The following is a 25,227-nucleotide window of genomic DNA, read 5'->3' as shown; positions in this document are numbered from 1 at the left end:
GAGGTGACGGCCAAGGCCGCCTGATGCCCGGAAGGCAACTCGCTCTTGCCGTGCCGCCAAGCGCTGGAGAACCGTGCCAATCAGCGCCGGAGGTCACACCTTTGCGCGAAATGGCGCGCCGTTCACGCCATTGCCGCAAGGGCGGGCCATAGCGCGGGTGATCGAGCAGGCGCTGCTCCCACACCGGGTTTGACCGGGCAAAGCAGAACGTGGCCAGCAGCAGGAACGGCACCGTCGGCAGCAGCGGCAGGAACACGCCCAGCGTGCCCAGCGCCACACTGATCAGGCCGCCAGCCAGATAGAGTTGGCGGCGCAAGCCCCCTGCCCGTCAGGCCGCAGCGGCAAGGCGCGCGGCATGTTCACGCACCAGCGCGATCATGTTGGGCACGCCCTGGGTGCGGTTCGAGGATAGCTGCTTCTTGAGATCGAACGGGCCGAGCGCTGCGGCAATGTCGGTTTCGGCCACTTCGGGCGCGGGCCGGTCCTGCACGGTGGACAGCACCAGCGCGACGATGCCCTTGGTGATCGCGGCGTTGCTGTCGGCCAGAAAGTGCAAGCTGCCGTCATCGCCTTGCGTCGGATAAACCCATACGCTGGCCGAGCAGCCGCGCACCAGCGTGGCATCGGTTTTCAGCGCATCGGGCATCTCTTCCAGCTCGCGCCCCAGCTCGATCAGCAGGCGATAGCGTTCATCGCCATCAAGGAATTCATACTCTTCAAGAATGTCATCGAGTTTGCGCATGATTCGCATCTAGCGGGTGGTTGGGGTGGCGTCCACCGCCTGGTGGTGCATCCTTCGACAGGCTCAGGATGAGCGGAGAAAGAAAATGTTCTCCCAAACCCGCTCATCCTGAGCTTGTCGAAGGACCGAATTACCCCGCTCCCCCGCGAAGGCGGGGGCCTCAGGCCTTTTGCGGAGCGCCGGCTTAAACCGACTGAGGCCCCCGCCTTCGCGGGGGAGCAGAGGATTTAGATTAAAGGTCTACCCCGGCGGCGATGGCTTCCAGCTTGCGCAGGCGTTCTCGCATGTCGGCAAGGTCGATCAGGCTCGCAGCATCACCCGTATCGTGGCGTTCGAGTTCGAGGCGCTTCAGGGCCAGCCACCCGTCCCAACCGCGCAGGGCAGCAAGGGCGATCATGGCAAGGCCGGTGAGGCCGGAGAAGGCTAGGACAAAATCGGAAGTCATGTCGGCAACTCCCTGTTGCGGTTGGGCTTACCTTGCGCGCGAAAACGCGGCGGTTGCTCAGTTCACCTTGGCATCGCGCAGGTTTTCGATGCGCAAGGCCAGATCGGCGTCGTTCTCGGTGGCGATGCGTTCCAGCACGCGCACCCGCTGCTCCAACCGCTCGGCCTGCGCAGCATATTGCGCGGCCTTTTCGGCGGTCTGCTTGGACAGCAATGCCAGCTCACGTTCCCGAAAGGCAAGGCGGCGCTTGTACATATCGGACAGCACACCCATCACCACCGGCACGACCACCAGCATGAAGGCAAGGCCGTAGATCACATCCTCGCTCATCGTGCGTCATCCTGCTTGAGGGCGGGGTTCTCGCGGCGCAGCGCTTCGATCTGGTTGGCCACATCGAAGCCCCGGTCTGTGACGATTGCCTCGACGTTGGCCAATCGCTGGTGCGTTGCCTCAAGCTGCTGGCGCAAAAGGGCATTTTCCTCGCGCAGCGCATCCACAACCTTGTCGTCGGTACGATGGGTCTTGCCGCCCCATTCGTCTTCCAGCGCATAGCCGTGGCGGGCGCGTATCCAGTTGTTGATCAGCCAGCTGCCGGTGCAAATCGCAATGATCGCCAGCACGAAAGTCGGTCCGCCAAAGTTCACTGCGGCCTCCTGTCACCGTTCTCCAACCGAAGCGCCTCGATCTGCTGCGTCAGGCCAAAGCCGCTGTCCGTTACGATCCGCTCCACATTGGCGAGGCGGTCCTTGACCGAGCCGAGTTCGGCGCGGAGCTGGGCGTTTTCCTGGCTGAGCAGCTTGATCCGCTCAAGTTCTGCGCTGGAAGTCTTGGGATAGACCGCCTGCCCCCAGGCGCCATCCAGCGGGTATCCGTGGCGGACGCGCAGCCAGGTGGTGAAGACCCATCCGGTCACGCCGGCCACTGTCACTGTGGCGATCAGCGGGGCGAGGTTGGTGATTTGTGCAAGGTTTTCAAGCGCCATCACACCCTCCGGTCTTCGATTGCGGCACTATCACGGCGGAGCGCTTCGATCTGCGCGGCGGTGTCGAAACCCTTGTCGGTGACGATCCGTTCAAGGACGCGGACGCGCTCTTCGAGTTCGCGGGTGTGCTGGGCGTATTGGGCGGCCTTTTCGGCGCTCAGTTCGGCCGTGGCGTTGATCTGCATCTCGGCGATCTTCTGGCGGTGCTTGGTCCAGATCGCGACGATCGGAATGCACAGCGCGATGATCGGGATCAGCGGCCCTATAACTTCGGGTCCCATGATGTTCAGTCCCCCTCAGGACGGTTTTGGTGCGTTTTAGGTGCAGTTAGGTGCAGGTCAGCGCAGCTTCTCGATTTCGGCCGAAAGGCGCGGGTTCGAGTTGACGTAGAAGCTTTCCACATCGGCCAGGCGGCGATCAATATCGCGGAAGCTGGCGCGCACTTCGCGGGCCGTGCGGGCAGGCGATTGGCGGACGCCCTGCCAGAACTTCTGCTCTTCGCGGTCGCTGTAAAGATGGCCAGGCTTCTTGGAAGCAAGCACGCCAAGTGCGAAGTAGAGGAAGAAGGGCCAGCCCATCGAGAAAGCGAGGATCAGGAAGCCGAGGCGTATCCACAGGGCATCGACCCCAGTGTAGTCGGCTATCCCCGAACAGACGCCCATGAACTTGCCGTTGACCTTGTCGCGGTAAAAGCGGGTGCGTGGGCTGCTCACTTTACGGTCCTTCCCTGTTCGGCGAACATGCGGTCAAGTTCGGCCAGTTTCTGGTTGTCGGTTTCACGGTCGTGCATGATGCGCGCCGGTTTGAATTCGGGGTTGTCGGCAGCGACGAGGCGCTCGACGGTGTCCATCCGATCATCGAGCCGCTTGGCAAGCTGGTACAGCTCTTCGAGCAGGGCTTCGTCACCGCTGGTGAGCGTCGGCGCAGTCTTCCACTTGGTGATGTAGTGGAGGATCAGCCACGGCAGGCCGACAAACAACATGCCGACGACGCCGATGGGAACGAGAACGTCTTCCATGACTTAGCCTTCCTTCCCAAGCTGGCGCTTCATCGCTTCGAGTTCTTCGTCGATCTTGTCCTGCCCGGCGAGAGCGGCGATTTCGTCGGCGAGGCCCGGCTTGGAGTTGCCATCGGCCAGGCTCAACGCATCGGCGCGGCCTTCGGCATAGTCGACGCGGCGTTCGAGCTGGTCGAAGCGGGCCATCGCCTCGTCCACACGCTCACTGGCGAGCAGTGTGCGCAGGCGGACGCGGTTTTCGGCGCTTTCGAGGCGGGCGGCGATGGCGGTCTGGCGGCTGCGGGCTTCGCGCAGGCGGGTCTGCAGCTTTTCGATGTCCTGCTCATAAGCGCGCATTGCATCGTCGAGCACGGTGATCTCTGTACGAAGTTGGTCGCCCATGTCGGCGGCCTTCTTCTTCTCCACCAGAGCAGCGCGGGCCAGATCTTCACGGTCCTTCGACAGCGCAAGCTGGGCCTTTTCCGACCAGTCGGCCTGAAGGCGTTCCAGCTTTGCCACGTGACGGCCCATTTCCTTTTGATCGGCAATGGTGCGGGCAGCGGACGCGCGGACTTCGACCAGCGTCTCTTCCATCTCCATGATGATCATGCGGATCATCTTGGACGGATCATCGGCCTTATCAAGCAAGTCATTGAAATTGGCAGCAATGATATCGCGAGTCCGCGAGAAGATGCCCATCAGGTTTACTCCGGTGTTGAAATTGGGGGACTTGAAGGAGGCATTGGATGAGGAGCCGTTGCTCTGGCCAAAAGCATCCTTGGCAGAGGCGCGGAGGCGATCCAGTTCAGCATCAAGGCGGGTGGTGCGACCACCCTCCTTTCCATGAGGACGGATCGGGGAAAGTTCATCGGTCATCATGCAAGCTCACCAGTGATTGCCGCAGTCGAAGCGACGACAGTCGGCACCTGGCTGACCTGCTGGCTGAGAGCGAAGCAGCACAGCACCACCATCGCACCAATGCTGGCTGGCTGAGAGCGAAGCAGCACAGCACCACCATCGCACCAATGCTGGCGAGGCTGGCGCGTCCGAGCTGGGTGGAGAAGAAGCGGGCGGTGTACATCTGAATGACCTTTCGGCGGGTTGGATCGGCGTGCTGCCGGGTTGTTCATGGTAGAGCAAGCAGTGTGCCAAACTGTATGAGGCCCGGATTTCCGGCACATTTTTAGGGTGCAGCACTTTTCGTGTTGGGAAATCTTGCGAAGGCTTGGGAAAATGCGCTAACCTTCAGGCATGGACCGGGAAACGCAATTCATGGGGCAATCGGGCGCGTTTCTGGACGCGGTCGAACGGGCCAGCCGCGCCGCGCCAATGCGGCGCCCGGTGCTGGTGATCGGAGAGCGCGGGACCGGCAAGGAACTGATCGCCGAGCGCCTCCACCGCCTGTCCACACGCTGGCAGGAACCGCTGGTTACGATGAACTGCGCGGCCCTGCCCGAAACGCTGATCGAGGCCGAACTGTTCGGGCACGAAGCCGGATCGTTTACCGGCGCGACCCGCGCGCGGACCGGTCGGTTCGAGGAGGCCGACAAGGGCACGCTGTTCCTCGACGAACTGGGCACGCTATCGATGGGCGCGCAGGAGCGACTGCTGCGCGCCGTGGAATATGGCGAGGTGACGCGTATTGGTTCGAGCAAGCCGGTGCGCGTGGACGTGCGCATCGTGGCAGCGACCAACGAAGACCTGCCCAAGATGGCCGAACAGGGTCGGTTCCGGCCTGACTTGCTTGACCGGCTAAGCTTCGAGGTGATTACCCTGCCCCCGCTGCGGGTGCGCGAGGGGGATATTGCAGTGCTGGCCGATTACTTCGGGCGGCGCATGGCGGCAGAATTGCATTGGGATTCGTGGCCGGGCTTTGCGGCATCGGTGCAGAAGGCGATAGAGGACTATCTGTGGCCGGGCAACGTGCGCGAATTGCGCAATGTGGTGGAACGGGCGGTCTATCGCTGGGACGACGCGACGCAGCCCATCGGCCATGTGCAGTTCGATCCCTTCGACAGCCCGTGGAAGCCGCTGACCCCGCCGCGCGCGGCAGATGCGCCGGATAGCGCAGCAGCCGTGCCGGTGCGCGCGACGGCTCCATCAGCGGATCTGGATGGGGTAAGCGACTTGCGTTCGGCGGTGGATGCGCATGAGCGGGCGATCATCGAGCACCATCTGGGCCGCAACCGCTATAACCAGCGGCAGACAGCCAAGGCGCTGGGGCTGACATATGACCAGCTGCGGCATTGCATGAAAAAGCATGGGCTGGGCGAGCGGGGGTAAAAAGGAAGGGTGTTTCACGCAGAGACGCAGAGAAGAAGGGGGACGCGAAGAGGTTGTGAGCGCCGCAGGCCTTCTTGGCAGATTCGTTCGGATGCGCGCGTTTCAAGATCGTAAGCGGCTGCGCCGCAAGCGCCACATCTTCGCGCCTCCCTTCTTCTCTGCGTCTCTGCGTGAAACACTCTTTCTTGCGCCACCAAAGAAACCCGGTAACGCCACCCAACAATGTCCCTCACCCGCCTGACCCTGCGCGATTTTCGCAATCATGCTGCTACGCGGCTTGAGGACATGCAGGCGTTCAACGTGCTGGTGGGAGAGAACGGCGCAGGGAAGACCAATGTGCTGGAGGCGGTGAGCCTGCTGGCTCCCGGTAGAGGTCTGCGGCGTGCGCAGCCATCCGAAATGGCGGGGCGTGATGGCGGCGGTGGTTTTGCCGTGGTGGCGGATATGGAGGACGGCGCGGTGCAGATCGGCACGGCGACCGATGCGCAGGCTCCCAATCGCCGGACGGTGCGGATCAATAGGGCGGAAGGCCCGGCGGCGCGGCTGGCCGAGTGGCTTTCGATCACCTGGCTGACGCCCGCGATGGACCGGATCTTTGCCGAAAGCGCGGGATCGCGGCGGCGCTTTCTGGACCGGCTGGTGCTGGCACGCGAGCCTGTTCATGCGCGCAATGCCACCCGCTATGAGACCGCGCTGCGCGAGCGCAACCGGCTGCTGTCAGACCCCACCGAGCCCGATCCGCTGTGGCTGGACGGGATCGAAGCGCAGATGGCGCAGACCGGGGCGGCGATGGCGGCGGCGCGGGCGGCGCTGGTGGCGGAACTGGTGCAGGTGCTCGACACGGTGCCCGAGCAGCCCTTTGCACGGCCGATGCTGGCCTATGCCAGTGAGGTGCCGCTGGAAGCCGAAGCCTTGCGCGCGATGTTGCGCGATGGACGGCGGCGGGACCGGGCGGCGGGGCGATCGCTGACCGGGCCGCATCGCGATGATCTGGCGGTGACGCTGGCGGCGAAGAATTCACCGGCGGCGGATTGCTCGACCGGGGAGCAGAAGGCGATGCTGATTGCCATCGTGCTCGCCCATGCAGGGCTGACGGCGGGGGAGCGGCCCCGGCTGCTGCTGCTGGATGAAATCGCCGCGCATCTTGATCCGGTGCGGCGCGGGGCACTGTTCGAGCGGCTGGCGCTGAGCGGCGCGCAAGTGTGGATGACGGGGACCGAAATGGCCCCGTTTGCCGACATTGCGGGTGAGAGTGCGGTGTGGAGCGTGCGCGATGGGGCGGCGACGCGGGTTTAAGCCGCTTCTGCTGCAACCTCACGCATTTGCTGACGTAGCCACGACAAGCCTGCATCCTCAGCGCGGGATTGGTGAAATTGCATCATCTCGTTCATCTTCGGGAAGACGAACGGCAGGGGCGACCATGCAAGATTGAAGCGACGGGCGATCTGCCGAACAAGGCGTTCGTGCAGGACGGCGAGGCGCGATGTGCCTTCAATGAACCACGGGGCCGAGGCGAAGCTGGAAACGGTGACTTCAATCTGCCGTTCACGCCCCATCCGGGACAGGGTGGAATCGGCAAATGCAGGTGTGCGGTTGTCCCCGAACGCGATGGTTACGTGACCGGCGGCATAGAAATCATCAACAGTGATGCCACGTGCAAAAATGGGGTTCTCGCTCCAACCGACAACGACCTGTTCTTCTTCGAACAGAACTTCGTGCGGGTGCCACGTAGCAAGGAACGGTTCGGGTGTGACAAGCAGATCGGCCTTGCCCGCCTCAAGCTCTCCGGCGCTGCTTTCAGTGGGCTGGACGATTTCGACGCGCAAGCCGGGTGCTGTGCGCGCAAAACGTTCGATCAGGGGGACCAGCACGGCCACCATGATGTAGTCTGATCCGATGATGCGGAAGCAGCGGTTCGAGGTTGCAGGATCGAACGCAGTCGGCGCGGTAATGGCGCGCTCCACCCCGCGCAGGGCCTGCTGGATTTGTGGATAGAGCCCTTCGGCAAAGGGCGTGGGGTGCATCCGTTTGCCTACGGCGACAACGATCTCATCCCCGAAATAGTCACGCAAACGGCGCAATGCAGCGCTGGTGGCGGGCTGGGTGAGGCCAATGCGTTCAGCCGAGCGGGTGACGCTGCGGGTTTCCATCAGCGCATCGAAAACCACGAGCAGGTTGAGATCGAGGCCTTTGAAACGCATGGGGATTGGCTCCGTTCAATCAGGGGATGATTGATTGCGGCCCTTAAGCAGAATTCCGGTGAATTGTGAAGGGCAGCCTTACGGCCCCTCTTTCCACTTGCCCTGTTCCTGCCGCCAGTAGCGGCGTTCCACACCCTCACGCGTTCCGAGCATCCGCCAGCAGCCGCGCGCATCGTCGATCCGGGCGGGCGGGAAGAGCAGGAAAACGCGATCGAAACTGCCTTCGCGCCATACGCCATCGGCCAGCGCAAGGTATTTTGCGCCATTCGCAGGGTCAGGTTCGGGAGAGAGCAGGATCGGCTGGCGTTCAGCGTGGGGGTCGCTGGCGTGGCCATTGGCGAGGAACGTTTCGGGCAGGCGCGTCCACAGGGCTTCACTGGCGCGCTGTAACTGGGCGGCATCCTCTGAGACGACGAGCAGGCGTTCCCCGGCGGCAAGCGTGTTGCGCGCGATCAGGGGAAGAACCTGTTCGGCGGGATCGTTGGTCAATTGGTAGAAATCAACGCGCATCAGGCCACTTTCCCCTTCCCGCTGCGGCATCGGTCGGAACAGAACTTCACGTTGTCCCAATCCCGCTCCCACTTCTTGCGCCATGTGAACGGCAGGCCGCAGGCGGCGCAAATCTTCGTCGGAAGATCAGACTTGCGCCGCATCTTTGGCATTCTTGTTGATCCCCAGCAAATCGGATTTCCATCTCTTTGCGTCACCCTGAACTTGTTTCAGGGTCCATTTATCACCCCAAGCCGCAGCTTGATTGGCGAAATGGGTCCTGAAACAAGTTCAGGATGACGGTGAGAGATAGTGGCGTAGCCCAACGCAATCACTGCCGACTTAGAGTGCGGTTCCTAAATCCTTACGCCTCCAATACGGTGCGGACGTACTGATCCAGCAGGCGCACGCCATAGCCGGTGGCGCCCTTGTCCCACGTCTGGCCGGGCTTGTCGGCCCAGACCATGCCCGCAATGTCGAGGTGCGCCCAGGCAACGCCCTTGTCGATATAACGCTGCAGGAACTGCGCGGCGGTGATTGAGCCGCCATAGCGGGGGCCGACGTTCTTCATGTCGGCGATAGGGCTGTCGATCAGCTTGTCGTAAGCGGGGCCGAGCGGGAAGCGCCACAGGCGATCACCGCTGGTTTTGCCCGCTGCATCCAGCTTGGCGGCCAGCGCATCGTCATTGGTGAACATGCCGCCATATTCGTTGCCGAGCGACACGATGATCGCGCCGGTCAGCGTGGCAAGGTCGATGACAGTGGCGGGCGCATATTCCTTTTGCACCCATGTCAGCGCATCGCACAGCACCAGGCGGCCTTCGGCATCGGTGTTGATCACTTCGACCGTCTGGCCAGACATCGAGGTAACGACGTCTCCGGGGCGCTGGGCGTTGCCATCGGGCATGTTTTCAACCAGCCCGCAAACGCCGATCACGTCGGCCTTGGCCTTGCGCTTGGCCAGCGCCAGCATGGTGCCGGCCACCGCACCTGCGCCGCCCATATCCCACTTCATGTCTTCCATGCCCGCAGCAGGCTTGATCGAGATGCCGCCGGTGTCGAACGTCACGCCCTTGCCGACGAAGGCTGTGGGCTTGTCGACGGTCGCGCCCTTCCAGCGCATCGCGAGCAGCTTGGGTTCGCGCACCGACCCTTGCGCCACGCCAAGGAGCGCGCCCATGCCAAGATCGGTCATTTCCTTGAGGCCAAGGACAAGCACTTCGACGCCGGTGCCTTCGAGGCGGGCCTTGGCGCGTTCGACGAAGCTTTCGGGATAGATCACGTTCGCAGGTTCCGCGACGAGTTCGCGGGTGAATTCGATGCCTTCGGCCAGCGCCGATTCGATTTCCCATGCCGCAGCCGTGCCTTCGGGCGCGGCGACGGCGACGATTTCTGTCAGCGAGGGCTTCTGCTCATCGGTCAGCTTGGTGCGATAGACATCGTGCCGCCAGCCGCGCAGGCGCGCGCCAAACAGAACCGAGGCGGCTTGTGCGCCAGTGAGGCCCGAACCGGTAAAATCAATGGCAAGCGCGGATTCGCCCGAAGTCAGGTACTTGGCGGTAAGCGCCGCGCCTGCCTTTTCGAGGTTGGCGGTGCGTTCTTCGGCGTCGGATTTGCCGATTCCGGTGAGTGCAAGGCGCTTTACCCCGCCCTCACCCGCCACAAACGCTTCAAACGTCTGCCCGGCCTTGCCGGTGAACCGCGCAGCGGCGGCGCCTTCGCGCACCACCGCGTCCAGATCGGCCGGAAGCGCGTCTTGCGCCACAAGGCGGGCAACAAGCCGGGGAAGCGGGGCATCGGCGGTGCGGAAGACGACCTTCATTCAGGACTCCTGTGGAAATGACGCAACGCTTCGGCGCAAGGTGGCCAGAAGCGGAAAATGTGGAATTGCAGTTAGGGTGCACTGGTGCGATAGGCAACCCATGCAACCCGCCCGGCGGCCGCAGCCGCAAGCCCTTGATCGACGCTTGCGCCTTGCGCACATGTTCGCCACTTCCCTCATAGCGCTGGCCGCTTGCCCTGCCCTTGCGCAGGAAGCGCCGATGGCCTCTCCGCCCGGAGATGAAGCCTCGGTGGACGATCAGGTTCGGTTCGAGGCGGACAAGGTCCAGTATGACGGCAATGCCGAGAAGGTGCGGGCCGAAGGTAACGTGGTGCTGCGCCACGATACGCAGACGGTACGTGCCGACAACGTAACGTGGGACCGCGAGAGCGGACAGATCCTTGCCACCGGCAACATCCGCATGGTCGATGATGATGGCAACATCGTCTATACCGACAGCGTCGAGCTGACAGATGAGTTCAAGGCTGGCGCAATCGAAGACCTGCTGGTGGTGCTGCGCACCGGCGGGCGCTTGGCGGCAGAACGCGGCACGCGCGACGAATCCGGCAACATGACGCTGGACTATGTGGCCTATTCAGGCTGCGCCGTGGAAGACGAGAACGGCTGCCCCAGAAAGCCAAGCTGGGAAGTGACAGCAGCGCGCGTCTATTTCGATGCCAAGGAAAAACGCGTCAAATACAAGGGCGCAACGCTGCGCATGTTCGGCATTCCGGTACTGCCATTGCCGGGGCTGGGCCATACATCGGATTTCCGCGCCGAAACCGGCCTGCTGATTCCCGACTTCCGTCTGGGCGCGGCCAACGGCGCGGAAATCAGCGAGACCTGGTACTGGCGCATTGCCGACAACCGCGATCTGGCGCTGACCGGCACGTTCTACACCGGGTCGCTGCCGATGCTGACCGGCAAATACCGGCACCTGACCAACCTCGGCGCGTTCCAGATCACCGGTTATGCCACGCGATCGGGGCGCATTCCGCTGGGCACATCGCTGACCGAAACGACCGTGGGCGAGCAGCGTTGGCGCGGCTATATCGAAGCGAACGGCAAGCTGCAGTTCTCTCCGCACTGGAGCATCACCGGGCACGGACGGCTGGCATCTGACCGCACGTTCCTGCGCCGTTATGACATCAGCCGCGATGACCGGCTGCGATCGTCGCTGAACCTCGAACGAATCGATGATGACAGCTATCTGAGCGTGGCCGGGTGGGTAACGCAGACCGTGCGCGTCAACGATCCGCAAGGCATGGTTCCGCTGGCCTTGCCGGTGATCGACTATCGCCGCCGCCTGAGCTTTGACGGGGTGCCGGGGCGGTTCGAGCTTCAGGCCAACAGCCTTGCCATCGTCCGCACTGCCGGACAGGACAGCCAGCGCGCCTTTGCCAAGGCCCAATGGGATCTGCGCACGATCACCGGCATGGGTCAGGAAGTGACGCTGACCGGCCTTGCCCGCGCCGACGCCTATCACAGCGCAGAGAACGAACTGACAACAACAGCCACCTATCGCGGGCTGCCGGGTTGGCAGACGCGCGGCATTGCCACGGCGGCGATTGACGTGAAGTGGCCGTTCGTGGGCGAGTTTTTCGGTGGTACGCAAGTGCTCACCCCGCGTGTGCAAGTGGTGGCAACGCCGGGCGTGCGCAATTTCGAGATTCCGAACGAGGATTCGCGCTCGGTCGATCTGGAAGACACCAACCTGTTCTCGCTCAACCGCTTTCCGGGCTATGACCGGATCGAGGACGGGGTGCGCGTGGCCTATGGCTTTGACTGGACGTTCCAGCGGCCCGGCCTGAAAGTGATGACCACGATCGGGCAAAGCTATCGCCTGTCCAATCAGAACACGCTTCTGCCCGATGGCACCGGTCTTTCGAACAAGGCCTCGGACTATGTCGGGCGAACGGTGGTGCGCTTTGACGATATTGTGAAGTTCACCCACCGTTTCCGGCTCGACAAGGATAGCCTCACGCTGCGCCGCCACGAGTTTGACGCGACGCTGGGTAATCACCGCCGCTATATCGAGGCAGGCTACCTCAAGCTCAACCGTGATATCGTCAGCACGTTCGAGGATTTGCAGGACCGCGAGGAACTGCGCTTTGCCGCGCGCACCCCGATCACGCGCAACTTCTCGGTGTTCGGATCGACCATCATCAATCTGACCAACCGCGATGAAGACCCGACACGAAGCTCGGACGGTTACCAGATGCTGCGGCACCGACTGGGCGTGGCCTGGACCGACGATTGCCTTGATCTGTCGTTCACCTGGCGGCGGGATTATGTGAACATTGGCGACGCTGTGCGCGGCAACTCGTTCCAGATTTCGCTTTCGCTCAAGAACCTTGGCGTGAAATAAAGGGTGAACTATTGCCCTTTTGCGTCTGATGCGCCACTCAGCCTGCGTTAAGCCGCGCAAGGCCAGAAGGCCGCAAATGCCCAAGGTTGCCTCAGACGCGCCCGTTCGACAGGACCGATATTCAAGCATGATGTCCAAGCTGATCCTTACCCGCAAGGCGCTGATGCGCGCAGCTGGTGCTTCGTCGATGACACTGGCCGCGCTGGCCCTCACTGCCTCGCCCGTGCTGGCGCAGGGTGCGAATGCTCCGCTGAACATCCCGGCAAACCCGACGATGTTCGGCACCAACGACCCCAATGTGCGTCGCGCCACCGCCATCATCAACGGCGAGATCGTGACCGGCACCGATGTGGAGCAGCGTCTGGCGCTGATCGTTTCGGCCAATGGCGGCAAGATAGAAGCCGAGGAAAAGGAGCGCCTGCGGATGCAGGTGCTGCGCAACCTGATCGACGAGACGCTACAGATTCAGGAAGCCAAGGCTGCCGACACTCCAGTAGACGACGCGCAAGTAGAAGCGACGTTCGAGCGCGTTGCCACCCAGAACTTCGGGCAGACGCCTGAGGCAATGGAGAAATACCTCACCCGCATCGGCTCTTCATCGGCCTCGCTCAAGCGCCAGATCCGTGGCGAACTGGCATGGCAGAACCTGCTGCGCCGCAACGTGCAGCCCTTCGTCAACGTTTCAGAAGGCGAAGTGCAGGAATCGCTTGCGCGCCTGCAAGCGTCGAAGGGCACCGACGAATACCGCATCGGCGAAATCTTCCTTGCCGCAACCGACGTGAACAAGCCGCAGGTCTTTGCCAATGCGGAACAGATCGTCGAACAGCTGAAGCAGGGCGGCAGCTTTGTGGCCTATGCTCGCCAGTATTCGCAGGCTTCAACCGCAGCGGTGGGTGGCGATCTTGGCTGGATCAGGCTGGCGCAGCTGCCTTCGGAACTGGCAGCGGCGGCAACCACGATGAGCCCGGGACAACTGGCAGGGCCGGTGGAAATCCGTGGCGGCTTTTCGATCCTTTACCTGATCGACAAGCGTCAGGTGCTCACCGCTGATCCACGCGACGCGTTGCTCAGCCTCAAGCAGATCTCGATTGAGTTCCCCAAGGGCACGAACAACGATTCCGCAGCCAAGCGTGCCGCAGAATTTGCCGCGACTGTCAAAGCGATCAAGGGCTGCGGCGATGCAGAAACGCAAGCCAGCAAGATTGGCGCGACCGTTGTCGCCAACGATCAGATCAAGGCGCGTGACCTGCCCGGAGCGTTGCAGGAAACCCTGCTCAACCTCGCCGTCGGCCAGACCACGCCCCCCTTCGGATCGATCGAGGAAGGCGTGCGCGTGTTGATGCTGTGCGGCCGCGATGATCCGCAAGTGGCCAATGGCCCCAACTTTGACGAGATGATGGCCCAGATCGAGGATGACCGCGTCAACAAGCGCGCGCAGACCTATTTGCGCGACCTTCGCCGCGATGCCGTGATCGAATACAACTGATTTTCTCCCTACCGGGGGCCGTGGGGAATTGCTGCATGAGGTGACCGGCACCTCTTGCAGTTGCGCGCGCACCCGCCAATATAGTATGTAACACTAACAATTGGTTGGAGAGCCACCATGTCGGAAGAATACGTCCCCCCCAAGGTCTGGACCTGGGACAAGGCCAACGGCGGCGCCTTTGCCAGCGTGAACCGCCCTATCTCAGGGCCGACCAGCGAACGCGAATTGCCGGTGGGCAAGCACCCCTTCCAGATCTATTCGCTCGGCACGCCCAATGGCCAGAAGGCCACGATCATGCTGGAAGAGCTTCTCCAGCTAGGCATTGCCGAGGCAGAATACGATGCCTGGCTGATCAAGATTTTCGAAGGTGACCAGTTCACCAGTGGCTTTGTTGACATCAACCCCAATTCAAAGATCCCGGCGATGGTCGACCGGTCTGGCGCGGAGCCGTTCCGCGTGTTCGAATCGGGCGCGATCCTGATGCATCTTGCTGAAAAATTCGGTGTGTTCCTGCCCTCGTCCGGTGCGGCACGTGCGGAATGCCTGTCATGGCTGTTCTGGCAGGTTGGCAGCGCGCCCTTCATCGGTGGCGGATTTGGCCACTTCTACAACTACGCCCCGTTCAAGATCGAATATGCGATTGATCGCTATTCCATGGAAACCAAGCGCCTGTTCGACGTGGCCGACCGCCGTCTTGCCGACAGCCGGTTTCTTGCAGGCGACGACTACACCATCGCCGATATCGCCACCTACACGTGGTTCGGAAACATCTATCGTGGCGAGGCTTATGGCGATGCCGCCACGTTCCTGTCGATGCACGAATACGAACACGTCGGCCGTTGGGTAGGCGAGATCGACGCGCGCCCTGGCGTGCTGCGTGGGCGACTGGTCAATTCCAGCAAAGGCATCGCCGAACGCCACGACGCCAGCGATTTCGACGTGCTACCACCCGAAACGCTGCAAGGCATCGTCAAGGGATTCTGATCTGAACCAAAGGGGTGGCAGGAGTTTCTCGCCACCCCCTTTACCCCCCTTGGCAACCGCGCCGACCGCGCTATAAGCGCGCGCTCTGCTGGGGCGTCGCCAAGTGGTAAGGCAGCGGCTTTTGATGCCGCCATTCGCAGGTTCGAATCCTGCCGCCCCAGCCAGATTTCACTAAGCCTATAAGTTATCGGTATGAACGAATTCGTCTGAATGGACGGATGTTCGCGCGATTTTCGCCAACCGGGGCATACGGGATCGCAAAAGCCAAATCAGCTTTGCCTTTCCGTCCTCAAAACCAGCTCCAGGGTCTTCGCCGCTATATCGCCTTATGGGTGGATGTAGACAAACCCCATGCCCTGTAGCCGCGCGATTTCGGCAACGCCGCTGGGTACCACGTCTGCCTCGGTCACGCCGTAAAGGTCAGTCGGTTGCAATTTCAGGCCTTTGAGCGTGTTATTGCAGATCAGGAACTTCACACCTTTGACGCGCAAACCGTCCAGCCCCTTGGCAAGGTCTGCATCCTCTTTGGCCATCAGGAACAGCTTTGCGCCGGCAGCAAAGCTGACCACGCGGATTTCCACTTTGCCATCGGTGGCAGCCACGTGCGCGCCGATATTGCGCAGCAGCCGCTGGGCATAGCTCTTGTCATCGGGATAGCCGCCCGAGTTCTGATAGACCACGCGCTGAAAGACATAGCGGCTCGCATCCATCGGTTCGGCCACAGGGCCGCTTTGTGGCCTTGCCATGGCTGCGCCTGCGATCAGGCCGAAAAGGCCAATCGCGATGGTCCGGCCAAGAATGTTCATGCGGGACATCGTGTTCCTCCTGTCAGGGTTGCGTCTTGCGCATCGGGGCAAATGGGCCAAGGCGGTGCTGCTCCGCCGGAGAATCGTCAGCCCAAGGGCCATAGCCAGCGTCGACCGGCTTCTCGGTGCGCTTGGGATAGTCTTTGTCCAGCCCCGCCATCTGCGGCCTTGGCTGGCTGTTGATATAGGCTGCCACGTCCCAGGCATCGGCATCGGATAGCGCGGTGGCCTGCCAGTTTGCACCCAGCGGCATGTTGGCATGGACGAAATTGGCTGCCGTGATCAGCCGCGCCATGCCCGCGCCGTTGTTATAGCTGTCCGGCCCCCACAACGGCGGATAGGCATAGCCCTTCGCGTCGCCCACTTTGCCTGCCCGCGTGCCAAGCCCATCTTTGCCATGACAGGCCACACAGTTGGCCAGATAGACCACCTTGCCCCGCACCGGATCGGCGGCGCGCGAAAGCTCAGGGATGCGCGGCAAGCCTCGGCCTTCCACTTCCTCGCCCGCCTTGCGACCGCTGCTCAGGAATGTGAGGTAGGATACCATGGCTGCCATGTCGGCATTGCCTGGAGGCAAGGCCCGCCCGTTCATGCTGCGCATCAGACAGCCGTTGATGCGATCTTCGATCGTGTTCACCTTGCCCGAACGACCGCGATATTGTGGAAAGTCTTCGACCACGCCCACCAGCGGCAGCGCAAACTGGAGGGTTCCTGCGTCCAGATGGCAGCTTTGGCAATTGAGGTTGTTGCCTGCAAAGCGCCGCGCCGGATCGGCCACTTCCGGCCCGATCAGCGCCGAGGTTTGCGCGATCAGATCATGGCCCCGGCGCACAATCTGGCCATGGGCATCGTCTGGCAGCATCGTGATGTCGGGCACGGACCATGCAACCTTTACCGTGCTGCCTGTTCCTGCCTCTTCCGTTTGGGGCACCGGTTTTGCGCATCCGGCCAGCAGAGCGAGGCCGAGGATGACGACAAGGTAGCGATCATCACGCATTACCAAAGCCTTGCTACCAGATATCATGGACGCCCCCGCGCAGGCCAGCTGATGGCGATGGCACCACGCAATTCGCCGGATCGGAAACCGGTCGCGCGGTCATCGGGGTAGAGTTCCTGGATGCGGGCCTGCACATCCGGCGCAACATTGGTACCGTGACAAGCGGCGCAAGGTTGCTCCTTCATCGGAATGGCGCGCAAGTAATGCACGCGCGCGGATTTGCCCGCGCCGCTGGTCCATCGCACAGATGCAGGCTTGCCATCAGGGCCAAGCGGAGAGGCCGCCAGTTCCTCCAGCTTCTGCCGCATATCGCCCTGTGCCAGCGCCGACGGGTTGCGCTGTTTCAGTGCGATGCGCCTGATCTGCGCGCCGCTCTCGTCGGACAGGGACTGGGCAATCGCGGGGGCCACCTCATGGCAGACCGCGATCGCGCCCGCTGCGCCGCCCTGTTGCATTGCCGCCATCAATTGGCCCTGCAAGTCAGCCTGAAAACGGTCGGCCAGCGCGGCCGATTTTTGCGATATGCTGGCATCGGGAGCATCTGTACTCGCCGCTCCGTTGCTCACACAGGCTGACAAGATAAGCAAAACGGGGGCCAGCCCGAAGTATATGCGCTTGGCCATCGTCAAAGTCCTCCTGACGCCTTGTGACGGACCTTGCATAAGACATTGCTTATATGCAAGGGGGAACCATGACCCCAGCGCAGATCATCACCATTGGCCCGCTCGCCTTCGCGCTTGATCGACTGGTTGCGCTGGGCTTGATCCTTGCGTTTCTTGCAGGCTTGGACTGGGTCGTGCAGCGCTGGGGCAGTGTGCGTCGCTATCCCGCAACGCTCGCACTTGGCGCGGGCCTGTTGGCCGCGCGGATTGGTTACGTCTGGCACTATCGAGAGAGTTTCGCGCTTGAACCCGCTGTCGCATTGCAGGCCTGGCTTGGCGGGTGGGACTGGATCGCTGGTGCATCTGGCGCTGCCATCGCGCTGATGCTGCTGATCCGGCACAGGCACGGGAAAGTTGCCAGCGTTGCGCTCGTGGTATCGCTTGCGTTCGTGTGGTGGGCGTTTTCCGCTCTTGAAAGGCCACCTGCTACCAAGGCTCTTCCACCGCAGATCGCATTCGGCATGATCAACGGCAAGACAGTCACCGCACAGGATCTGCGCGGCCAGCCCGCAGTGATAAATCTCTGGGCGACATGGTGCCCGCCCTGCCGCCGCGAATTGCCGATGCTGGTGCGCGCCGCTGCATCAGTGCCAGACTCGCGCATCCTGCTGGTTGATCAGGGCGAAGCGCCCGATATCGTGCGCAAATTCCTTGCAGCACAGAGCCTGCCCGCCGATGCCGTCGCCCTCGATACTGACGGCGCGCTGTCGGCGTTGGTCGGTGCCCAGGCGCTGCCCACGACGCTGTTCGTCGACAGCCAGGGCATGATCCGCAAGGTCCACTTGGGCGAAATCAGCCGCGTCCAGCTCGATATCGCGATCCGCGAATTGCGCGCGGCAACGCCGTAGTCTTCTCAATCCCGGTTGGCCATGTGCCAGCCAAGGCTGTCGACTTTGGCCAGAATCTCGTCGGCCATCGCCGATTGCGGGGCCAGTTCACCCCATGCCCGGTGAAAGCACAGCAGCCATCCTTCCACTTCCGCCTTGCCAATGGGTGCGACGAAATGGCGCTGGCGCAAGCGTGGATGGCCATATTTGTCGGTATAGAGCGGCGGACCGCCAAGCCATCCCGTCAAATACTCGACCAGCTTCTCCTCTGCCCGCGCCAGCGACGGCGGATGCACCGCGCGGCACGCTGCCGCCTCCGGCAGCGCGTCCATCAGCGCATAGAACCGTGCGCAAAGCGAACGCACGAAAGCATCACCGCCAAAAGCATCGTAGGGTGTCATGCCTGAGTGCCCATCAAATCGTTGCCGATACGTGCCTTGGAGAAGCCAAGGGTCGTGTGGACGGCCTGATACCCGATGCATCCTGCCTGGCAATGCTGCCGCATCAGTTGAACGCCCAGCGCAGCCGGACAAAGGCCGAACGCCCCGCTCCGGGCAAACGCGCGCCCACCGCCACGTCAGATCCGGTGATACGATTGTATCCGGCAAGGTGCTCGACATAGAGTTTGTCGAACAAATTCTCGACACCGGCATCGACTCGCAGCCCCTCGCGCACGATCCAGTGACCATAGAGGCTGGCCAGAACATATCCGGGCGAGCGGACTTCGCCGTTGCTGGCAGAGACGCGGTTCTGTGCGGCGGTGCCTTGTGCTTCGGCGCTCACGCTCCAGCGCGATGCTTCCCATGTCAGCGCGATGCGGCCATTCGCAGGTGCCATGCGATAGAGGTTGTCAGCCAGATCGCGGCGCTTGCCCTGCACCCAGCTTGCCACGCCATCCACGCGCAACGGGCCAGCCAGCCTTGCGCCGAAGGCCACGTCTGCCCCCCATATCTCCGCATCGGTATTGGCAAAGCGCAGCGGCGTGGGATCGCCGCTACCCGCAGAGACCATTTCCACCGGGCTGTTGATCACGCCCGGCGTGCTGTCAAACGGCACGCCTTGAATGAAATCGTCGATGCGGCGGTAGTACACCACCGGGCGGGCATAGGCGCGCTCGCCCTGCCAATCGATGCCTGCCTCGGCAATCCATGCCGTTTCGGGCCTCAGGTTGACATCGCCGACATAGATGTTGCCATCGGCAAGCCCGCCGCTGGCCTCGGTCGGCAGCCACGAAAAGCGCTCGATCAGGCTGGGCACGCGGGTCTTGCGCGCCAGCGTGAAGCGCGGCGTAACCGCACCAGCCTCCGCCCAGAGCCGCAGCGACGCGTCCCATGTCGTGCCCTCCCAAGCACGGTCCGCACGCCCGAAGGCCAGCGCCAGATTCGTGGGGCCTGCCGGAACGCTCGCCCCCGTGCGCGGCGCGGCCGTGTTGGCAGTGTGCCGGTCAATCCGCGCGCCAAGTTCGGCCTCGATTGGCCCCAAGCCCGTGCGCCATTCGGCAAATCCGCCAAACCGCTCGGCCCGCGCACGATCCAGCGGGTGGATGAAGAACGCCGGAACCGAGGGATTGTAGAGCACATAGCCCCGGTCCCCCAGTTCAAAGTCTGCGCCCATGCGCAGATTGCGCTCGGCCGTACCAAGGCGCAGTGCCAGATCCCCGGTCAAGGTATCGGCATAAGTGTCCGACTGGCGCTGCATGGCCACAGCAGGTGCGGGCCGCAGCGAAAAGTTGTTCATGCGGTGGCTGACACCGGCAAAGTTGGCGTGTGCCTCCAGCCGCACATTGCGTGCCAGATCGCCTTCAAAGCCCATCCGCACGAAATCGGTATGGAAATAAACGATGTCCATCGCAAAGGGCGGATTGCCCGAACGTCCGGTTTCCTGCCGCCGGTATTCAAAACTCAGTTCGCCGGGACCGGCCTTGAACCCGGCCTGCACGCCATAGACGGCCCGGTCGAACGAAGTGCTGGCAACGCGTCCTCCCGGAAAACGGGTATCGTCCCCCTTTTCCTTCGAAGCGACCAGGCCAATGCGCAACCGTTCGCTGGCAAGGCCGACCATGCCGCCTGCGGCCACGCTATCGTCAACGCTGCGATACTGCGCGGTAAGATCGACCTGTGGCGCGAGTGTCGGGCCGTCGCCGAACGCCACATGCTTGAGCACGGTGTTGATGCCCCCACCCAGCCCCGGCCCATCGCGCACCGGTGAAATCCCGCGCGCAATCTCCGCCCGGTCGATCAGTGCCGCCGGAGCATAGTGCATCACCGGGTCCATCGCATTCGGCCCGCCCGAGGCAAAGCGCTGGCCGTTGATGCGCAGCAGGATGCGTTCGCCAAACAGCCCGCGCAACTGCACCTGCCCGGAAAGCGCCCCGTTGTCGACCAGCGCCGCACCGGGCTGGCGTGCTATGAATGCTGCGCCATCAGGCGCAGTGGCCAGTGTATCGCCATCGTCCTGGGTCACCTGTGTCGAGGTGATGCGCGGCGCTGTAACTACGATTGTTTCGGGATTGAGTTCCGCCTCTTCGGCAAAGGCAGGCATTGCCATGGCAAGCGGAAAGGTGACGAGCGCCATTGTCATGGCAGCACGAGAAATTGTCATGAATATTGTCCTGAACAAACACTGTGCGCGGGCCTTTGCCGCGCGAAATCGGGATCAGCGGATGAAGTTCAGGAGATGACTGGTGGCGCACGCAAAGGCGGACGCAGGCGCATGACCCTTTGCTGCCGTTGGAAGGGAAGCGGTGCAAAGGCCAGCGAAAGGACAAACGCCAGTGCCGCCAGCAGTTGCGCCGGATCGACAGGCCCGGTCAAAGCCATGGTCAGCGCCGAAAATGCACAACCCTGCTGGCTTTCATCGGGCGCGGGCTTCCCCTGCATCGGCACAACGATATCGCGCACCGCATGGTCACCCGAAATACCGTCGCACAAGGCCACGGTCAGCACCTTGTTCACCGGTGTCAGCATCGTGCCTGCTGGCATTATCGCCTTCAGCAAAAGCGCGGCGAAAACCATCGCGAAGGCCAAGGTGCGATAGCGCAGCAGGTGTTTGCGGACGCGATTCATGACGGCCCGCTAGGGCATTTCGTCGCACGAGTCACTCATCATATTAGCATATCCTGTTTTTACATTTGAAATCAGAAAGCTGAAGGCGCCACACGGCCTTTGCGCTGTCAGGCCCCCGATCAAGGGCAGCCCCAATCCCTGCCTCATGCGTCGAACGACGTATGCTCAACCCGACCAAACCGGCTGACAACGGTGCGTTGCAGCATTGACTGCATGGGGACCACCTGATGCCGCTCAATCCAGCGCTTCCAATGAGCAAGCGCGATCTTCTCACCCTGATCGGCAAGGCTGGTGGGGCGTCGGCCATGTATTTCGCGATGTCGAGCATGGGTCAGGCGCAGGCATCCCCGTTCAAAGGCGTGCCCACGTTTGAAGGCGGGGCAAAGGGCGCGTCAGCGCTGATCATTGGCGCTGGCGTAGCTGGCCTCACCGCCGCCTACGAATTGCGCCGTGCCGGGTACAACGTGCAGGTTCTGGAATACAATGGCCGCCTCGGTGGCCGATCATGGACGCTGCGCGGGGGCGACACGTTCACCGAATTGGGCGGAGCCTCCCAGACCTGCCAGTTTTCGCCCGGCAACTACATCAACCCCGGCCCTTGGCGCATCCCGCACAATCATTATGCGACCATGCATTACTGCCAGGAGCTGGGCGTCGCGCTCGAACCTTTCATGCAGTTGAATTACAACGCCTATATACATTCGACCAAAGCCTTCGGCGGCAAACCGCAGCGATACCGGCACATTCAGGCAGACTTTCTCGGCCACGTCAGCGAGCTGATGGTCAAGGCAGTGAAGAAGAGCGCGCTGGCCGATACCGTCACAAAGGAAGACGGCGAAATCCTGCTCGAAGCGCTGCGCGATCTGGGCGCGCTCGACAAGGACTTCCGCTATGTCGCAGGAAGGCAATCGAGCGAGCGGCGCGGCTGGACCAAGGGTCCGGGCGGCGGCCTTTCGGCAGAGCCAATCACGTCTGAACCGCTGACGTTCGAATCCGTGCTACGATCGGGCATGTGGAACCACATTTCCGACAGCATGGGCTCCACCCACCACACCGCAATTTTCCAGCCCGTGGGCGGCATGGACATGATCCCCCGCGCCTTTGCCACCAAGGTGGGCGACGCAGTGCGCCTCAACACCAAGGTCACGGCGATCAAGCAGGACGAAACCGGCGTCACCGCCGCCTATGTCGATACCAAGACCGGCGAAAAGGGCACCGCCCGCGCCGACTGGTGCATCTGCACGATCCCGCTCTCGATCCTCAGCCAGATCGAGATGAACGTTGGCGCGAGCATGGCCGCTGCCATTGGTGCGGTGCCCTATGAAGCCTCACTCAAGGTCGGCCTCGAATTCAAGCGCCGCTTCTGGGAGCAGGACGAGCAGATCTACGGCGGCATCACCATGACCGATCTACCCATCGGCCAGATCAGCTATCCCAGCAGCCGCTATGGCTCCCCCGGCTCCGCCACGCTGCTCGGCGCGTACGGCTTCGGCGCGTTCGCCTATGAATTCACCTCGCTCCCCCCGGCAGAGCGGGTTGCCCGCGCGGTCGAATGGGGCAGCCGTATCCACCCGCAATACAAGGCCGAATTCGTCAACGGAGTCGCCGTCGGCTGGCACCGCGTGCCGTGGACCCAAGGCTGCTTCGGCACATGGAGCGATGAGGCGCGTGCTGAGCACTACAAGAACCTGTGCCAGATCGATGGCAGGATCATGCTGGCGGGTGAACACGCCTCGTACATTCCCGCTTGGCAGGAAGGCGGGATCACCTCGGCGCTCGATGCCATCGGGCGGCTGCACCAACGCGCGATGGCAGGATAAGGAAGCCCATGCAGATGAAGCGGACATCCAACATTCTCACCCTGTCGATGGCGCTTGCCGCAGGCTCCATCGCCGCTTCGGCAGATGCCCAATCCGCACCTGAGGCCGCAGCTCCGGCGCCCCTTACCGGCGTCCATGGCGGGGATCTCGACGGTGCCTTCATCAATGCGCGCAGCTTCAGCGAACCTGACGGCGAAAAGCTCTATCGGCGCGTCTGCGCCGGGTGCCACATGCCCGATGCGCGCGGAGCGCAGGGCGCGGGCATGTACCCCGCTCTGGCCGGGAACCGGAACCTCGCTTCGGCCGACTATGCCATCTATGTCGTGGTGAAAGGGCTGCACGGAATGCCCGGCGTGGGCCGCATGATGACCGACGCGCAAGTGGCCGATGTGGTCAACTACGTCCGCACCCATTTTGGCAACAGATACGGCGACAAGGTGACCGCCGCTCAAGTCGGCACAGTGCGTTAAGCTCGTCCGCAAAACTGTAACAGCCTTGACTTGCCCGCCCATACCCTCCTAGGGCGCGGACCGAAAACCGGGGCCGTGCCCCGTTCATCCCGTCCACTACGCCGAGTCCTGTCGAAGGGCGTTTTAAGGATCCACCCGGGCAGGGTGGAGGAGTGTATCCATGGCCAATGTAACCGTGATTGGTGCCCAGTGGGGCGATGAAGGCAAAGGCAAGATCGTCGATTGGCTCGCCAGCCGCGCCGATGCCGTCGTCCGCTTTCAGGGCGGGCACAATGCTGGCCACACGCTTGTCGTGGGCGATCAGGTGTATAAGCTGTCGCTCCTGCCTTCGGGCATCGTCACCGGTACGCTCTCGATCATCGGCAACGGCGTGGTGCTCGATCCGTGGGCGCTGAAGGCAGAGATCGAGAAGCTCACATCGCAAGGCGTGGATATCAACGCCGAAAACTTCGCCATTGCCGATAATTGCCCGCTGATCCTGCCCCTCCACCGCGATCTTGATGGCTTGCGTGAACATGCCGCAGGTGCGGGCAAGATCGGCACCACCGGGCGCGGCATCGGCCCTGCCTATGAAGACAAAGTCGGCCGCCGCGCCATCCGCGTGTGCGATCTGGCGCATCTGGATGCGCTGGATTCGCAGCTTGATCGGCTTTGCGCCCACCATGACGCGCTGCGCGCAGGTTTCGGCCAGCCCCCGGTTGATCGCGCGGCCCTGATCGAGGAACTGCGCGGAATCGCACCCTATGTGCTGCAATTCGCCCAGCCGGTATGGAAGCGCCTGAAGAAAGTGCGCAAGGCAGGCGCGCGTATCCTGTTCGAAGGCGCGCAGGGTGTGCTGCTCGATGTCGATCACGGCACTTATCCGTTCGTCACCTCGTCGAACACGGTTTCGGGCACTGCTGCATCGGGTTCGGGCCTTGGCCCCAATTCCACCGGCTTCGTGCTGGGTATCGTCAAGGCCTATACCACCCGCGTCGGCTCCGGCCCCTTCCCCACCGAACTGGAAGACGCAACCGGCCAGCGGCTGGGTGAACGTGGCCACGAATTCGGCACCGTCACCGGGCGCAAGCGCCGTTGCGGCTGGTTCGATGCCGTGCTGGTGCGCCAGTCCTGCGCCATCTCGGGCGTCACCGGCATCGCACTGACCAAGGTCGACGTACTCGACGGGTTCGACAAGGTGAAGATCTGCACCGGCTACCGTCTGCGCGGAAAAGTGCTGGATTACTTCCCCAGCCACGCCGCCGATCAGGCCGAAGTTGAGCCGATCTACGAAGAAATGGAAGGTTGGAGCGGCACGACCGCCGGTGCGCGTTCGTGGGCCGATCTGCCCGCACAGGCGATCAAGTATATCCAGCGCGTGCAGGAACTGATCGAAACACCGGTCGCACTGGTCAGCACCTCGCCCGAGCGCGAGGACACGATCCTGGTGCGCGATCCATTCATCGATTGACTGTTCCGGGGGCGGTGTGCCGCCCCCGGCAGCTATTAGCATTATCTGTTGCAACAACGATTCGCACACCAGACCCTTAGGATACATAGCGTGATATAAGCCGCTTCCGAAGGGAACAAGCCGTCCCGATCACCTTATTTGAAATATTATCTTTTTATTTTTGTTAAATTTCTTCTCTGATCTGATATTACCAATATCTGACTTTGAATTTTATCGCACGCTCGTCGTATCCACTAAGGCCTGTGGACATTTAGGGGATTCCCTTTTTCTGCGAGATCGGATTCAAGACTGGCGAAGGGAGAGCTGGTTTGGATCGACACGGATTGAGCGA

General features: G+C 62.4%; 30 protein-coding genes and 1 tRNA gene. 10 read left to right on the top strand and 21 right to left on the bottom strand.

Annotated elements, in window-relative coordinates; all coding sequences use genetic code 11:
* The 11 genes from B7X90_RS11135 to B7X90_RS11085 all read right to left on the bottom strand — a co-directional run.
* A partial coding sequence (locus tag B7X90_RS11135; protein WP_292624468.1) for a YbaN family protein occupies positions 1 to 316 on the bottom strand: 316 nt, incomplete at its 3' end.
* 12 nt (positions 317 to 328) lie between these two features.
* Positions 329 to 742 carry a SufE family protein gene (locus B7X90_RS11130; protein WP_292624466.1) on the bottom strand — a complete coding sequence of 138 codons (414 nt, stop codon included), beginning with the start codon at positions 740 to 742 and terminating at the stop codon, positions 329 to 331.
* 232 nt (positions 743 to 974) lie between these two features.
* On the bottom strand, positions 975 to 1,187 hold the full coding sequence (locus B7X90_RS11125; RefSeq protein ID WP_292624464.1) for a hypothetical protein: 213 nt from the start codon (positions 1,185 to 1,187) through the stop codon (positions 975 to 977).
* A gap of 57 nt (positions 1,188 to 1,244) precedes the next feature.
* Complete coding sequence (locus B7X90_RS11120; protein WP_292624463.1) at positions 1,245 to 1,517, bottom strand: hypothetical protein; 273 nt, start codon at positions 1,515 to 1,517, stop codon at positions 1,245 to 1,247.
* The gene (locus tag B7X90_RS11115) at positions 1,514 to 1,831 is read right to left on the bottom strand and encodes a hypothetical protein (RefSeq protein ID WP_292624460.1); all 318 of its coding nucleotides are present in this window, start codon (positions 1,829 to 1,831) and stop codon (positions 1,514 to 1,516) included. Before B7X90_RS11115 ends, B7X90_RS11120 begins: the two co-directional genes overlap by 4 nt.
* Complete coding sequence (locus B7X90_RS11110; protein ID WP_292624459.1) at positions 1,828 to 2,169, bottom strand: hypothetical protein; 342 nt, start codon at positions 2,167 to 2,169, stop codon at positions 1,828 to 1,830. The genes B7X90_RS11115 and B7X90_RS11110 overlap by 4 nt, the downstream gene beginning before the upstream one ends.
* Entirely contained in the window at positions 2,169 to 2,450 is a 282-nt protein-coding gene (locus tag B7X90_RS11105) for a hypothetical protein (RefSeq protein WP_292624456.1), read from the bottom strand. Before B7X90_RS11105 ends, B7X90_RS11110 begins: the two co-directional genes overlap by 1 nt.
* Before the next feature lie 57 nt (positions 2,451 to 2,507).
* On the bottom strand, positions 2,508 to 2,882 hold the full coding sequence (gene pspC / locus B7X90_RS11100) for an envelope stress response membrane protein PspC (protein ID WP_292624455.1): 375 nt from the start codon (positions 2,880 to 2,882) through the stop codon (positions 2,508 to 2,510).
* Positions 2,879 to 3,187, bottom strand: coding sequence for an envelope stress response membrane protein PspB (pspB, locus tag B7X90_RS11095; RefSeq protein WP_292624453.1), 309 nt, complete (start codon positions 3,185 to 3,187; stop codon positions 2,879 to 2,881). Before pspB ends, pspC begins: the two co-directional genes overlap by 4 nt.
* A gap of 3 nt (positions 3,188 to 3,190) precedes the next feature.
* Positions 3,191 to 4,042 carry a phage shock protein PspA gene (pspA, locus tag B7X90_RS11090; RefSeq protein ID WP_292624451.1) on the bottom strand — a complete coding sequence of 284 codons (852 nt, stop codon included), beginning with the start codon at positions 4,040 to 4,042 and terminating at the stop codon, positions 3,191 to 3,193.
* Entirely contained in the window at positions 4,042 to 4,173 is a 132-nt protein-coding gene (locus B7X90_RS11085) for a hypothetical protein (RefSeq protein WP_292624449.1), read from the bottom strand. The genes pspA and B7X90_RS11085 overlap by 1 nt, the downstream gene beginning before the upstream one ends.
* Positions 4,174 to 4,417: 244 nt before the next feature.
* Between B7X90_RS11085 and pspF the strand changes: the two genes are divergently transcribed.
* A complete protein-coding gene (gene pspF, locus B7X90_RS11080; protein ID WP_292624448.1) occupies positions 4,418 to 5,449 on the top strand; it encodes a phage shock protein operon transcriptional activator in 1,032 nt (343 codons plus the stop codon).
* Positions 5,450 to 5,671: 222 nt separating this feature from the next.
* Positions 5,672 to 6,745 carry a DNA replication/repair protein RecF gene (recF, locus tag B7X90_RS11075; RefSeq protein WP_292624446.1) on the top strand — a complete coding sequence of 358 codons (1,074 nt, stop codon included), beginning with the start codon at positions 5,672 to 5,674 and terminating at the stop codon, positions 6,743 to 6,745.
* Here recF and B7X90_RS11070 read toward each other — a convergent pair.
* The 4 genes from B7X90_RS11070 to B7X90_RS11055 form a co-directional block, all read right to left on the bottom strand.
* The gene (locus B7X90_RS11070) at positions 6,742 to 7,650 is read right to left on the bottom strand and encodes a LysR family transcriptional regulator (RefSeq protein ID WP_292624443.1); all 909 of its coding nucleotides are present in this window, start codon (positions 7,648 to 7,650) and stop codon (positions 6,742 to 6,744) included. The two genes, recF and B7X90_RS11070, sit on opposite strands and share 4 nt — an antisense overlap.
* 78 nt (positions 7,651 to 7,728) lie before the next feature.
* The gene (locus B7X90_RS11065; protein ID WP_292624441.1) at positions 7,729 to 8,160 is read right to left on the bottom strand and encodes a DNA polymerase III subunit chi; all 432 of its coding nucleotides are present in this window, start codon (positions 8,158 to 8,160) and stop codon (positions 7,729 to 7,731) included.
* Positions 8,160 to 8,312 (bottom strand): DUF2256 domain-containing protein, encoded by a 153-nt coding sequence (locus B7X90_RS11060; protein ID WP_292624440.1) that lies wholly within the window; start codon positions 8,310 to 8,312, stop codon positions 8,160 to 8,162. The genes B7X90_RS11065 and B7X90_RS11060 overlap by 1 nt, the downstream gene beginning before the upstream one ends.
* A 191-nt stretch (positions 8,313 to 8,503) precedes the next feature.
* A complete protein-coding gene (locus B7X90_RS11055; RefSeq protein ID WP_292624438.1) occupies positions 8,504 to 9,961 on the bottom strand; it encodes a leucyl aminopeptidase in 1,458 nt (485 codons plus the stop codon).
* A 220-nt stretch (positions 9,962 to 10,181) separates the two neighbouring features.
* On the opposite strand from B7X90_RS11055, the gene lptD reads away from it, so the two are divergent.
* From lptD to B7X90_RS11035, 4 genes are all read left to right on the top strand, one after another.
* Positions 10,182 to 12,329: an LPS assembly protein LptD gene (gene lptD, locus B7X90_RS11050; RefSeq protein WP_366409683.1), complete on the top strand. Its 2,148-nt coding sequence runs from the start codon at positions 10,182 to 10,184 to the stop codon at positions 12,327 to 12,329.
* A 127-nt stretch (positions 12,330 to 12,456) separates the two neighbouring features.
* Positions 12,457 to 13,815 carry a peptidylprolyl isomerase gene (locus B7X90_RS11045; protein WP_292624470.1) on the top strand — a complete coding sequence of 453 codons (1,359 nt, stop codon included), beginning with the start codon at positions 12,457 to 12,459 and terminating at the stop codon, positions 13,813 to 13,815.
* A 117-nt stretch (positions 13,816 to 13,932) separates the two neighbouring features.
* Positions 13,933 to 14,799: a glutathione-dependent disulfide-bond oxidoreductase gene (gene yghU, locus B7X90_RS11040; protein WP_292624434.1), complete on the top strand. Its 867-nt coding sequence runs from the start codon at positions 13,933 to 13,935 to the stop codon at positions 14,797 to 14,799.
* Between the two features lie 89 nt (positions 14,800 to 14,888).
* Positions 14,889 to 14,963, top strand: a tRNA-Gln gene (locus tag B7X90_RS11035).
* 162 nt (positions 14,964 to 15,125) lie between these two features.
* On the opposite strand, the gene B7X90_RS11030 is transcribed toward B7X90_RS11035, so the two are convergent.
* From B7X90_RS11030 to B7X90_RS11020, 3 genes are read right to left on the bottom strand one after another with little or no spacing between them, the layout of a single operon-like run.
* Complete coding sequence (locus B7X90_RS11030; RefSeq protein WP_292624432.1) at positions 15,126 to 15,614, bottom strand: DsrE family protein; 489 nt, start codon at positions 15,612 to 15,614, stop codon at positions 15,126 to 15,128.
* Positions 15,615 to 15,627: 13 nt separating this feature from the next.
* A complete protein-coding gene (locus B7X90_RS11025; RefSeq protein WP_292624430.1) occupies positions 15,628 to 16,602 on the bottom strand; it encodes a c-type cytochrome in 975 nt (324 codons plus the stop codon).
* Between the two features lie 23 nt (positions 16,603 to 16,625).
* A complete protein-coding gene (locus tag B7X90_RS11020; protein WP_292624429.1) occupies positions 16,626 to 17,225 on the bottom strand; it encodes a DUF3365 domain-containing protein in 600 nt (199 codons plus the stop codon).
* 68 nt (positions 17,226 to 17,293) lie between these two features.
* Here B7X90_RS11020 and B7X90_RS11015 point away from each other — a divergent pair, with 68 nt between their 5' ends.
* Positions 17,294 to 18,112 (top strand): TlpA disulfide reductase family protein, encoded by an 819-nt coding sequence (locus B7X90_RS11015; RefSeq protein WP_292624427.1) that lies wholly within the window; start codon positions 17,294 to 17,296, stop codon positions 18,110 to 18,112.
* Between the two features lie 5 nt (positions 18,113 to 18,117).
* On the opposite strand, the gene B7X90_RS11010 is transcribed toward B7X90_RS11015, so the two are convergent.
* The 3 genes from B7X90_RS11010 to B7X90_RS11000 form a co-directional block, all read right to left on the bottom strand.
* Positions 18,118 to 18,492, bottom strand: coding sequence for a group II truncated hemoglobin (locus B7X90_RS11010; protein WP_292624425.1), 375 nt, complete (start codon positions 18,490 to 18,492; stop codon positions 18,118 to 18,120).
* Positions 18,493 to 18,595: 103 nt separating this feature from the next.
* On the bottom strand, positions 18,596 to 20,692 hold the full coding sequence (locus B7X90_RS11005; RefSeq protein ID WP_292624423.1) for a TonB-dependent receptor: 2,097 nt from the start codon (positions 20,690 to 20,692) through the stop codon (positions 18,596 to 18,598).
* 68 nt (positions 20,693 to 20,760) lie between these two features.
* Positions 20,761 to 21,156, bottom strand: coding sequence for a hypothetical protein (locus B7X90_RS11000; protein ID WP_292624421.1), 396 nt, complete (start codon positions 21,154 to 21,156; stop codon positions 20,761 to 20,763).
* Positions 21,157 to 21,407: 251 nt separating this feature from the next.
* On the opposite strand from B7X90_RS11000, the gene B7X90_RS10995 reads away from it, so the two are divergent.
* The 3 genes from B7X90_RS10995 to B7X90_RS10985 all read left to right on the top strand — a co-directional run bounded on the left by B7X90_RS10995 (position 21,408) and on the right by B7X90_RS10985 (position 24,896).
* Positions 21,408 to 22,976, top strand: coding sequence for a flavin monoamine oxidase family protein (locus B7X90_RS10995; protein ID WP_292624419.1), 1,569 nt, complete (start codon positions 21,408 to 21,410; stop codon positions 22,974 to 22,976).
* 14 nt (positions 22,977 to 22,990) lie between these two features.
* Positions 22,991 to 23,446: a cytochrome c gene (locus B7X90_RS10990; RefSeq protein ID WP_292624418.1), complete on the top strand. Its 456-nt coding sequence runs from the start codon at positions 22,991 to 22,993 to the stop codon at positions 23,444 to 23,446.
* Between the two features lie 160 nt (positions 23,447 to 23,606).
* Positions 23,607 to 24,896 carry an adenylosuccinate synthase gene (locus tag B7X90_RS10985; protein WP_292624417.1) on the top strand — a complete coding sequence of 430 codons (1,290 nt, stop codon included), beginning with the start codon at positions 23,607 to 23,609 and terminating at the stop codon, positions 24,894 to 24,896.
* Positions 24,897 to 25,227 lie beyond the last annotated feature (331 nt).

This window comes from Novosphingobium sp. 17-62-19 (assembly GCF_002256775.1).
In the GTDB taxonomy this organism is placed as follows: domain Bacteria; phylum Pseudomonadota; class Alphaproteobacteria; order Sphingomonadales; family Sphingomonadaceae; genus Novosphingobium.
The sequence above is the reverse complement of the archived record's forward strand: the minus strand, read 5'-3'. Positions and strand labels throughout refer to the sequence as shown.

Excerpts from the sequence above, each read along its gene's own strand:
- B7X90_RS11105 (WP_292624456.1), bottom strand. The coding sequence starts at position 2,450 with ATGGGACCCGAAGTTATAGGGCCGCTGATCCCGATCATCGCGCTGTGC.
- B7X90_RS11060 (WP_292624440.1), bottom strand. The coding sequence starts at position 8,312 with ATGCCAAAGATGCGGCGCAAGTCTGATCTTCCGACGAAGATTTGCGCC.
- B7X90_RS10995 (WP_292624419.1), top strand. The coding sequence starts at position 21,408 with ATGAGCAAGCGCGATCTTCTCACCCTGATCGGCAAGGCTGGTGGGGCG.
- pspA (WP_292624451.1), bottom strand. The coding sequence starts at position 4,042 with ATGACCGATGAACTTTCCCCGATCCGTCCTCATGGAAAGGAGGGTGGT.
- B7X90_RS11055 (WP_292624438.1), bottom strand. The coding sequence starts at position 9,961 with ATGAAGGTCGTCTTCCGCACCGCCGATGCCCCGCTTCCCCGGCTTGTT.
- pspB (WP_292624453.1), bottom strand. The coding sequence starts at position 3,187 with ATGGAAGACGTTCTCGTTCCCATCGGCGTCGTCGGCATGTTGTTTGTC.
- B7X90_RS11110 (WP_292624459.1), bottom strand. The coding sequence starts at position 2,169 with ATGGCGCTTGAAAACCTTGCACAAATCACCAACCTCGCCCCGCTGATC.
- lptD (WP_366409683.1), top strand. The coding sequence starts at position 10,182 with ATGGCCTCTCCGCCCGGAGATGAAGCCTCGGTGGACGATCAGGTTCGG.
- B7X90_RS11045 (WP_292624470.1), top strand. The coding sequence starts at position 12,457 with ATGATGTCCAAGCTGATCCTTACCCGCAAGGCGCTGATGCGCGCAGCT.
- B7X90_RS11130 (WP_292624466.1), bottom strand. The coding sequence starts at position 742 with ATGCGCAAACTCGATGACATTCTTGAAGAGTATGAATTCCTTGATGGC.
- B7X90_RS11120 (WP_292624463.1), bottom strand. The coding sequence starts at position 1,517 with ATGAGCGAGGATGTGATCTACGGCCTTGCCTTCATGCTGGTGGTCGTG.
- pspF (WP_292624448.1), top strand. The coding sequence starts at position 4,418 with ATGGACCGGGAAACGCAATTCATGGGGCAATCGGGCGCGTTTCTGGAC.
- B7X90_RS11000 (WP_292624421.1), bottom strand. The coding sequence starts at position 21,156 with ATGAATCGCGTCCGCAAACACCTGCTGCGCTATCGCACCTTGGCCTTC.
- yghU (WP_292624434.1), top strand. The coding sequence starts at position 13,933 with ATGTCGGAAGAATACGTCCCCCCCAAGGTCTGGACCTGGGACAAGGCC.
- B7X90_RS11065 (WP_292624441.1), bottom strand. The coding sequence starts at position 8,160 with ATGCGCGTTGATTTCTACCAATTGACCAACGATCCCGCCGAACAGGTT.
- B7X90_RS11020 (WP_292624429.1), bottom strand. The coding sequence starts at position 17,225 with ATGGCCAAGCGCATATACTTCGGGCTGGCCCCCGTTTTGCTTATCTTG.
- B7X90_RS11005 (WP_292624423.1), bottom strand. The coding sequence starts at position 20,692 with ATGACAATTTCTCGTGCTGCCATGACAATGGCGCTCGTCACCTTTCCG.
- B7X90_RS11125 (WP_292624464.1), bottom strand. The coding sequence starts at position 1,187 with ATGACTTCCGATTTTGTCCTAGCCTTCTCCGGCCTCACCGGCCTTGCC.
- B7X90_RS10990 (WP_292624418.1), top strand. The coding sequence starts at position 22,991 with ATGAAGCGGACATCCAACATTCTCACCCTGTCGATGGCGCTTGCCGCA.
- B7X90_RS11010 (WP_292624425.1), bottom strand. The coding sequence starts at position 18,492 with ATGACACCCTACGATGCTTTTGGCGGTGATGCTTTCGTGCGTTCGCTT.
- recF (WP_292624446.1), top strand. The coding sequence starts at position 5,672 with ATGTCCCTCACCCGCCTGACCCTGCGCGATTTTCGCAATCATGCTGCT.
- B7X90_RS10985 (WP_292624417.1), top strand. The coding sequence starts at position 23,607 with ATGGCCAATGTAACCGTGATTGGTGCCCAGTGGGGCGATGAAGGCAAA.
- B7X90_RS11070 (WP_292624443.1), bottom strand. The coding sequence starts at position 7,650 with ATGCGTTTCAAAGGCCTCGATCTCAACCTGCTCGTGGTTTTCGATGCG.
- B7X90_RS11030 (WP_292624432.1), bottom strand. The coding sequence starts at position 15,614 with ATGTCCCGCATGAACATTCTTGGCCGGACCATCGCGATTGGCCTTTTC.
- B7X90_RS11015 (WP_292624427.1), top strand. The coding sequence starts at position 17,294 with ATGACCCCAGCGCAGATCATCACCATTGGCCCGCTCGCCTTCGCGCTT.
- B7X90_RS11025 (WP_292624430.1), bottom strand. The coding sequence starts at position 16,602 with ATGCGTGATGATCGCTACCTTGTCGTCATCCTCGGCCTCGCTCTGCTG.